This window comes from Nostocoides veronense (genome assembly GCF_039531185.1).
In the GTDB taxonomy this organism is placed as follows: domain Bacteria; phylum Actinomycetota; class Actinomycetes; order Actinomycetales; family Dermatophilaceae; genus Nostocoides_A; species Nostocoides_A veronense.
On the sequence record NZ_BAAAPO010000015.1, the window covers coordinates 196,532 to 202,802 of the forward strand.

A 6,271-nucleotide genomic window follows, 5' to 3' on the forward strand; every position below is an offset into this window, starting at 1 on the left:
TTGGTACGTTGCTGCTATGGCAAAGTTTGGGTGGGTGCCCAAGTCCTTCTTAGTGGAGCCGAAGAACTTCAACCAGTTCAAGGAAGTTGCCTGGCAGGCGGATCGTCCCGGAGCGGCTGGTGGCCAGCGAGCGCCCCTGACAGACCGCCAGCGAGACCAGTTGCAGGCTGCTCAGTGGCAGCACCTCGTCTGCTACTTCGTCCGAGACGCGGCTCAATGGCGTGGCGTGACAATCGACCAGTTGGCTCAGGAGACACGCATGGGCCGGGATCAGTTCTGGAGGCTCATGCGCGGGGACGGCCCCATGCGGCTGGAGGACTTCGCGGCCATGAAGCGCGCCTTGGGGATCAAGTTCGACGTTGTGAGCGACGAGCAGTCACGTGGCGGTACCGACGCCGAGCCCTGAGGCCGGGGGCAAGTGAGATGAGGTTGGGTGGCCGCACTGGGCGTTACTCGCCGGCCCGGCAAGTCTCCGGGTTCTGTCGGTGCCGCTGCCTACGATGACAAAGAGCGAGTTCGAGCACTTGCAGACCTTGAAGGAGACGTAGCGAGTTGTCGCGACTGACTGAACTACTCAGGCAGGCCCGAAAGGCCGACAAACAACTCGGTGACGACCTGGAGAAGGAGTTCGCCGCCCTCATGAAGCGGCGGACGTTCGGCCTGGTCTTCGAGCAGCACCAGCCGGAGGCCGTGGAGTTGCCCGGGCGTGCTGTGCGTCGGGGTGACAAGGTGCGCGTGTTGCCGCCCCGGGGGGAGGTCAAGCAGGGCGACCAGCGGCTGTGGCGGGTGGAGCAGATCGAGCGCGTGGACGGGGGCCGAGTCGCGCACTTGCTGGAACTCGATGCCGAAGAGCCGGAGAACCAGTCCGTCATCGTTGATGACCTGGTGGTGGTCGCAGAGTTCAACGATCGCATCTACCCGGGCTTGGTGGAGACGGGGCGCGTGGAGCGCGGTGGGGACAAGCCGTTCCACACGGTGATCAACGCGGAGAACTACCACGCCTTGGAGATGCTGACCTACACCCATCGGGGCAAGGTCGACGCCATCTACATCGACCCGCCGTACAACACGGGTGCGAAGGACTGGAAGTACAACAACAACTACGTCGAGGGGGACGACGACTACCGGCACTCGAAGTGGCTGGCGTTCATGGAGCGAAGGCTGGAGGTCGCCCGAGAACTGCTGAACCCGGACGACTCGGTTCTGATCGTCACGATTGACGAGAAGGAACATGCACGCTTGGCCATCCTGCTGGAACAGGTCTTCCCCGAAGCCCGCATCCAAATGGTGAGTGTGCTCATCAACCCAAAGGGATCGTCCAGAGTCGGGCAGTTCGCACGATCCGACGAGTACTTGTTCTTCGTGACATTCGGGGCTGCCGCCCCCGTGCCCCAGGTGTTGAGCCCAGAGTGGCTGGGAACGAGGGCAACGACCACGGGGCAGATTCGGTGGGTCAGCATGATCCGCTCCGGAACTGGAGTCGCGCGCCAAGATCGCCCGGGGATGTTCTACCCCATCTTGTTGAATGACACCGATGGAACCTTCGCGGGCGTGGGTGACGCTCTCGCCCCCTCTGCTGATAGGGCACAGGTCTCCGTGCCTCCGGGCACGGTGGCAGTTTGGCCCATGCGAGCAGACGGAACCGAGGGGAGATGGCAGGTCGGACCAGAGACTGCACGAACACTGAGAGACGCAGGCTTCCTGCGCATAGGTCGCTTTCAGGGGCCTCAGACCGCCATCTCGTACTTGAAGTCGGGCGAGCAGGAAAAGGTCCGCAAGGGTGTCTTCGGAGCCGCCACTCTTGGCGAGGACGGCCACATTGAGGTGGACGGCCTTGCCGTGGGGGTTAGTCGTCGGGTGCCCACAACACAGTGGGCACTCTCAGGGCACTCGGCTTCGGAGCACGGAACTCGTCTCCTGAGTCTCCTCCTTCCAGCCCGCCGCTTCCCTTTCCCGAAATCCCTCTACGCGGTGGAGGATGCCCTGCGGTTTTTTGTGTCGCCGAAGCCGGACGCTGTAGTCCTCGACTTCTTCTCCGGCTCCGGCACGACTGCTCACTCCGTGATGCGGCTGAACAAGCAAGACGGTGGCCGCAGACAGTGCATCTCGGTGACGAATAACGAGGTGAGCGCGGATGAGCAGCGCGGGCTCCGCAGCAAGGGCCTACGGCCTGGCGACGATGAATGGGAGTCGCAGGGCATCTGTGACTACATCGCCAAGCCGCGAGTGACTGCCGCGATCACGGGTAGGACCCCCGAAGGTGAGCCGATCAAGGGCGACTACAAGTTCGTGGACGAGTTCCCGATGAGCGAGGGGTTCGAGGAGAACGCCGCGTTCTTCACGCTCACGTACGAGGCACCACTGTCGGTGCGGCACAACAGGGCGTTCGAGCGGATCGCTCCAATGCTCTGGATGCGTGCCGGGTCGCAGGGGCGGATCATCACCGACCTGGGCGAGGACGGCTGGGACGTGGCCGAGACGTACGCGGTCCTGGGGAACCTGGATCAGGCCGGGGACTTCGTGGCCCGGGTGGCTGAGGAGGAGTCGGCGCGCACGGCGTTCATCGTCACGGATGATGACTCGGCGTTCCAGATGGTGTGCCGTGACCTGCCCAGTGCGGTGCTCCCGGTGCGGCTGTACGAGTCGTACTTGCAGAACTTCATGCTGAGGGGTGGTCGCTGATGCGCTACACGTTGAAGGACTACCAGGGCGAGGCCGTCCGGGACGTGCTGCGGAACCTGGAGCAGGCCCGAGACATGTACCACCGCTACGGGTCCAAGACCCAGTTCTCTTTGACGGCGACGACCGGCGCGGGCAAGACCGTGATGGCTGCTGCGGTGATCGAGGCGCTCTTCTTCGGCAACGACGAGTTCGACTTCGAGCCCGACCCCGGGGCGGTCGTGCTGTGGTTCTCCGACGACCCGTCCCTGAACGAGCAGTCCCGGGCCCGGTTGCAGGAGGCCGCGAGCGAACTCGACTCCCGGTTGCGGGTGATCGAGACGACGTTCTCCGAGCCCTCCCTGAGGCCCGGTCACGTGTACTTCCTGAACACCCAGAAGTTGTCCAAGAACTCGCGCCTGGTGCGCGGAGAACCCTCCCCGGCTCTGGGGCAGGTGCGCCTGTTCGAGCCTCGTCCAGATGAGATGCAGTCCTCGATCTACGACGTGATCACCAACACCGTCGAGAACAAGGACCTCATGCTGTACTTCGTGCTGGACGAGGCCCACCGGGGCATGGGGACGACGAGTAGGGACCGCAGCACCATCGTGCAGCGGCTGATCAACGGCCACGGCGCTGTCCCGCCCATGCCGGTGGTGTTCGGTATCTCGGCCACGGTGGAGCGGTTCGAGGCCGCGATGAAGGATGCGAAGGGTCGGACTGCTCTGCCTTCGGTTGAGGTGGACTCGGCTCTGGTGCAGGCGTCAGGGCTGTTGAAGGACGACATCGTGCTCTCGATCCCGACCGAGCAGGGGGTCTTCGACACGGTGCTGCTGCGGCGGGCGGTGGAGAAGGTCCGCGCCTCGACCGCTGCCTGGTTGGCGTATGCCGAGGAGCAGGAGGAGGCCGATCCGGTCATGCCGCTGCTGGTGGTGCAGGTGGGTGACAAGCCCACCCAGGAGACGCTGGTGCGGACGCTGGACACGATCTATGACGCCTGGCCCGAACTCGGCCCCAACGCCGTGGCGAACGTCTTCGGTGAGCACCAGGACCTGCTGGTGGGTCAGCAGGGCGTGCCCTACATCGAGCCCCAGCGGGCGCAGGATGCCACGCACGTGCGGGTGCTGCTGGCGAAGTCTGCGATCTCCACGGGCTGGGACTGCCCGCGCGCCGAGGCGCTGGTCTCGATGCGTCCGGCCAAGGACCGCACCCACATCACCCAGTTGCTCGGGCGGATGATCCGCACCCCCTTGGCACGGCGCATCCCGGGCAACGAGTTGCTGAACTCGGTGGACTGCCTGCTGCCGTTCTTCGACCGCAAGACCGCCACGGGCGTGGCCGAGATGCTCATGAAGGGCGCGACCTCCAAGGACGAGGAAGACAACGACACCGGAGGCGGTGAGGGACGCCGCGTCCTCTTCGACCCGGTGGACCTGCACCCCAATCCCAAGGTGCCTGCGGAGGTCTGGGAGACGTTCTCCGCCCTGCCCTCGGTGACGATCCCGAAGAAGGGCGTCAAGCCGATCCGCAGGCTCACCGCGCTCGCCACGGCACTATCCAAGGACAACTTGGTCGAGGAAGCCGTCGAGAAGGCGCACAAGCACCTCCACGCCGTCCTCGATGGGCGAGCCGTGCAGCACAAGGAGAAGGTCGACCAAGCGCGCGAGGACGTGCTCACCATGAGCGGTGAGGAGGCCCGAGGCCGGATCGGCGGCGGGTTCTCCTACAAGTCGTTCCAGGAGTCGGCGGACCCTCGGGCCATCGAGGACTCCTACCGGGCCGCTGCGCGCGTCCTGAGCCCTGCCCTGTGCTCGTCCTACGTCAACCACCTGGTCGGCCCGGACGGCGACGATGACGACCTCCTGGAGGCCAACATCACCGTCGCTGCTCTCGGACGGGTGCCTGAGGTCGCAGAGGCCGTGGAGTCCGAGGCCGACGACCTGGCGAGGACGTGGCTCAATCAAACCCGGGTCGCTCGCAAGGGACTTTCGGATGAACGGCAGGCGGAGTACGACCGGCTGGAGGGCATGTCCACCCAACCTGAACGGATCTCCCTCACCGTGCCCAAGGCAGCCCAGGCCGAGACGATGGTGCGGGATAAGGACGGGACCGAGAGCCCGTTGGAGACCCGCCTCATGCACCTCATGGCGGCTGAGGACGGCTCCTACCCGATCTCGCTCAACGAGTGGGAGCGCAAGGTCCTGGACTCCGAGGCCAAGCAGCCCGGCTTCAAGGGCTGGTACCGTAACCCCGCCCGCGCCACCAAGGAGTCCCTGGCCATCGCTTACCGCGAGGACTCCGGCACCTGGAAGGCCGTCCGGCCCGACTTCATCTTCTTCGGCACCGATCACACCGGCCAAGTCGTCGCGGACCTCGTGGACCCCCACGGCCACCACCTCTCCGACGCCCTGCCCAAGTTGCGCGGGTTGGCAGCGTTCGCGGAGAAGTACCAAGGCGAGTTCCGCCGCATCGAGTCCGTGGCCGAAACCGGAGGAACCATGCGTGTCCTGGACCTGACCAAGCACCACGTCCGACAGGCCATCCGGGACGCCAAGACCGCTAAGGGACTCTACGAGTCCGGCGTGGCAAGCGACTACTGAGATGGTCGACGAGCCGGACGAATCAGCCGAGGACTCGGAAGAGTGCAGTGACCACGGCTTCGAGACCGATGCAGCCTCTTCATTTGCAGCGGGGCTAGGCAGGGATTATGCGGCAAGGATGATCCCGTCCTTTGACTTCCAAGGAGTCATGCCCAACATCGACTTCCGGGGAATCATGCCGAATCTCGACTTCTCTGGGATTCTGGCCCCGCACCTGGGGAGCCTTCACCGGCTTGTGTCCACGGACTTCACAGCGGCCATGGCTCCGGCGATGCAGAACCTCCAACGTGGTTGGGTGACATCGGGAGTGCTCGACAACATCCGGTCGGCCACGGAGGGTCTCGGCGCGGATTACAAGGCACTCCTGGCAGGGCTACGGATAAATCTGAAACCGCTTGTCGACCCGGGGTTGTTCGACAGGTTCAACAGGTGGATGCTCCCGCCGAACCTGCGTTCAGCGAGCGACAAGATCACCATGGTGGAGGTCCGTGACTTCGTAGAGTCAGAAGGCATCCCGCTTTATCTGGTACCTCGTGCGGACATCGGTGTCAGGCTCGTAAAGGCACCCACCCGGGCTGCTCGAAGGCAGGTGCTGAGCGACCGATTCGACGCCATCGTCCAGGACTGCACCACCGTCATCGACGGCTGTGATGACCCCATGGTGGCGACGGCGGTTCACTTCGTCCGCGACGGGCTTGGAGCACTAGGTGGGGGCCATCACGCCTCGGCCCAGGCGATCTTTACGCTCGTGCTCGACACCCTGATCATGGAGTTCTATCCAGACCGCGAGCAGAGAAGGAAGATCACCAATCGCAAGCCAAGCGATGACGTGCCGGAGATCATTGCGGAGATGGGACTACACAGGGCGTACGTCTGGCTGCCCATTTGGCACGCCCACGAACAGTTCTGGAAGGACAAGGGCGATACCGTTCCTCGCACCTTTTCAGGCTCTTCGAACTTGACCGGGCACGGGTGCCCTGCGTGGTGACGCGGTAGGGCCCGTGACCTCGGTG

Annotated in this window: 4 protein-coding genes; all 4 read left to right on the plus strand. The window is 64.5% G+C overall.

Annotated elements, in window-relative coordinates:
* Window positions 1-16 precede the first annotated feature (16 nt).
* The 4 genes from ABD225_RS04795 to ABD225_RS04810 all read left to right on the plus strand — a co-directional run bounded on the left by ABD225_RS04795 (window position 17) and on the right by ABD225_RS04810 (window position 6,246).
* Entirely contained in the window at window positions 17-406 is a 390-nt protein-coding gene (locus ABD225_RS04795) for a helix-turn-helix domain-containing protein (protein ID WP_344082007.1), read from the plus strand.
* Between the two features lie 146 nt (window positions 407-552).
* Entirely contained in the window at window positions 553-2,682 is a 2,130-nt protein-coding gene (locus ABD225_RS04800) for a site-specific DNA-methyltransferase (RefSeq protein ID WP_344082009.1), read from the plus strand.
* Window positions 2,682-5,258: a DEAD/DEAH box helicase gene (locus ABD225_RS04805; protein ID WP_344082010.1), complete on the plus strand. Its 2,577-nt coding sequence runs from the start codon at window positions 2,682-2,684 to the stop codon at window positions 5,256-5,258. Before ABD225_RS04800 ends, ABD225_RS04805 begins: the two co-directional genes overlap by 1 nt.
* A gap of 1 nt (window position 5,259) precedes the next feature.
* Window positions 5,260-6,246 (plus strand): hypothetical protein, encoded by a 987-nt coding sequence (locus tag ABD225_RS04810; protein ID WP_344082012.1) that lies wholly within the window; start codon window positions 5,260-5,262, stop codon window positions 6,244-6,246.
* The last annotated feature ends 25 nt before the right edge of the window (window positions 6,247-6,271 follow it).

Bases quoted from the DNA above. Each gene is read 5' to 3' on its own strand.
- ABD225_RS04805 (WP_344082010.1), top strand. From the start codon at position 2,682: ATGCGCTACACGTTGAAGGACTACCAGGGCGAGGCCGTCCGGGACGTG.
- ABD225_RS04795 (WP_344082007.1), top strand. From the start codon at position 17: ATGGCAAAGTTTGGGTGGGTGCCCAAGTCCTTCTTAGTGGAGCCGAAG.
- ABD225_RS04810 (WP_344082012.1), top strand. From the start codon at position 5,260: ATGGTCGACGAGCCGGACGAATCAGCCGAGGACTCGGAAGAGTGCAGT.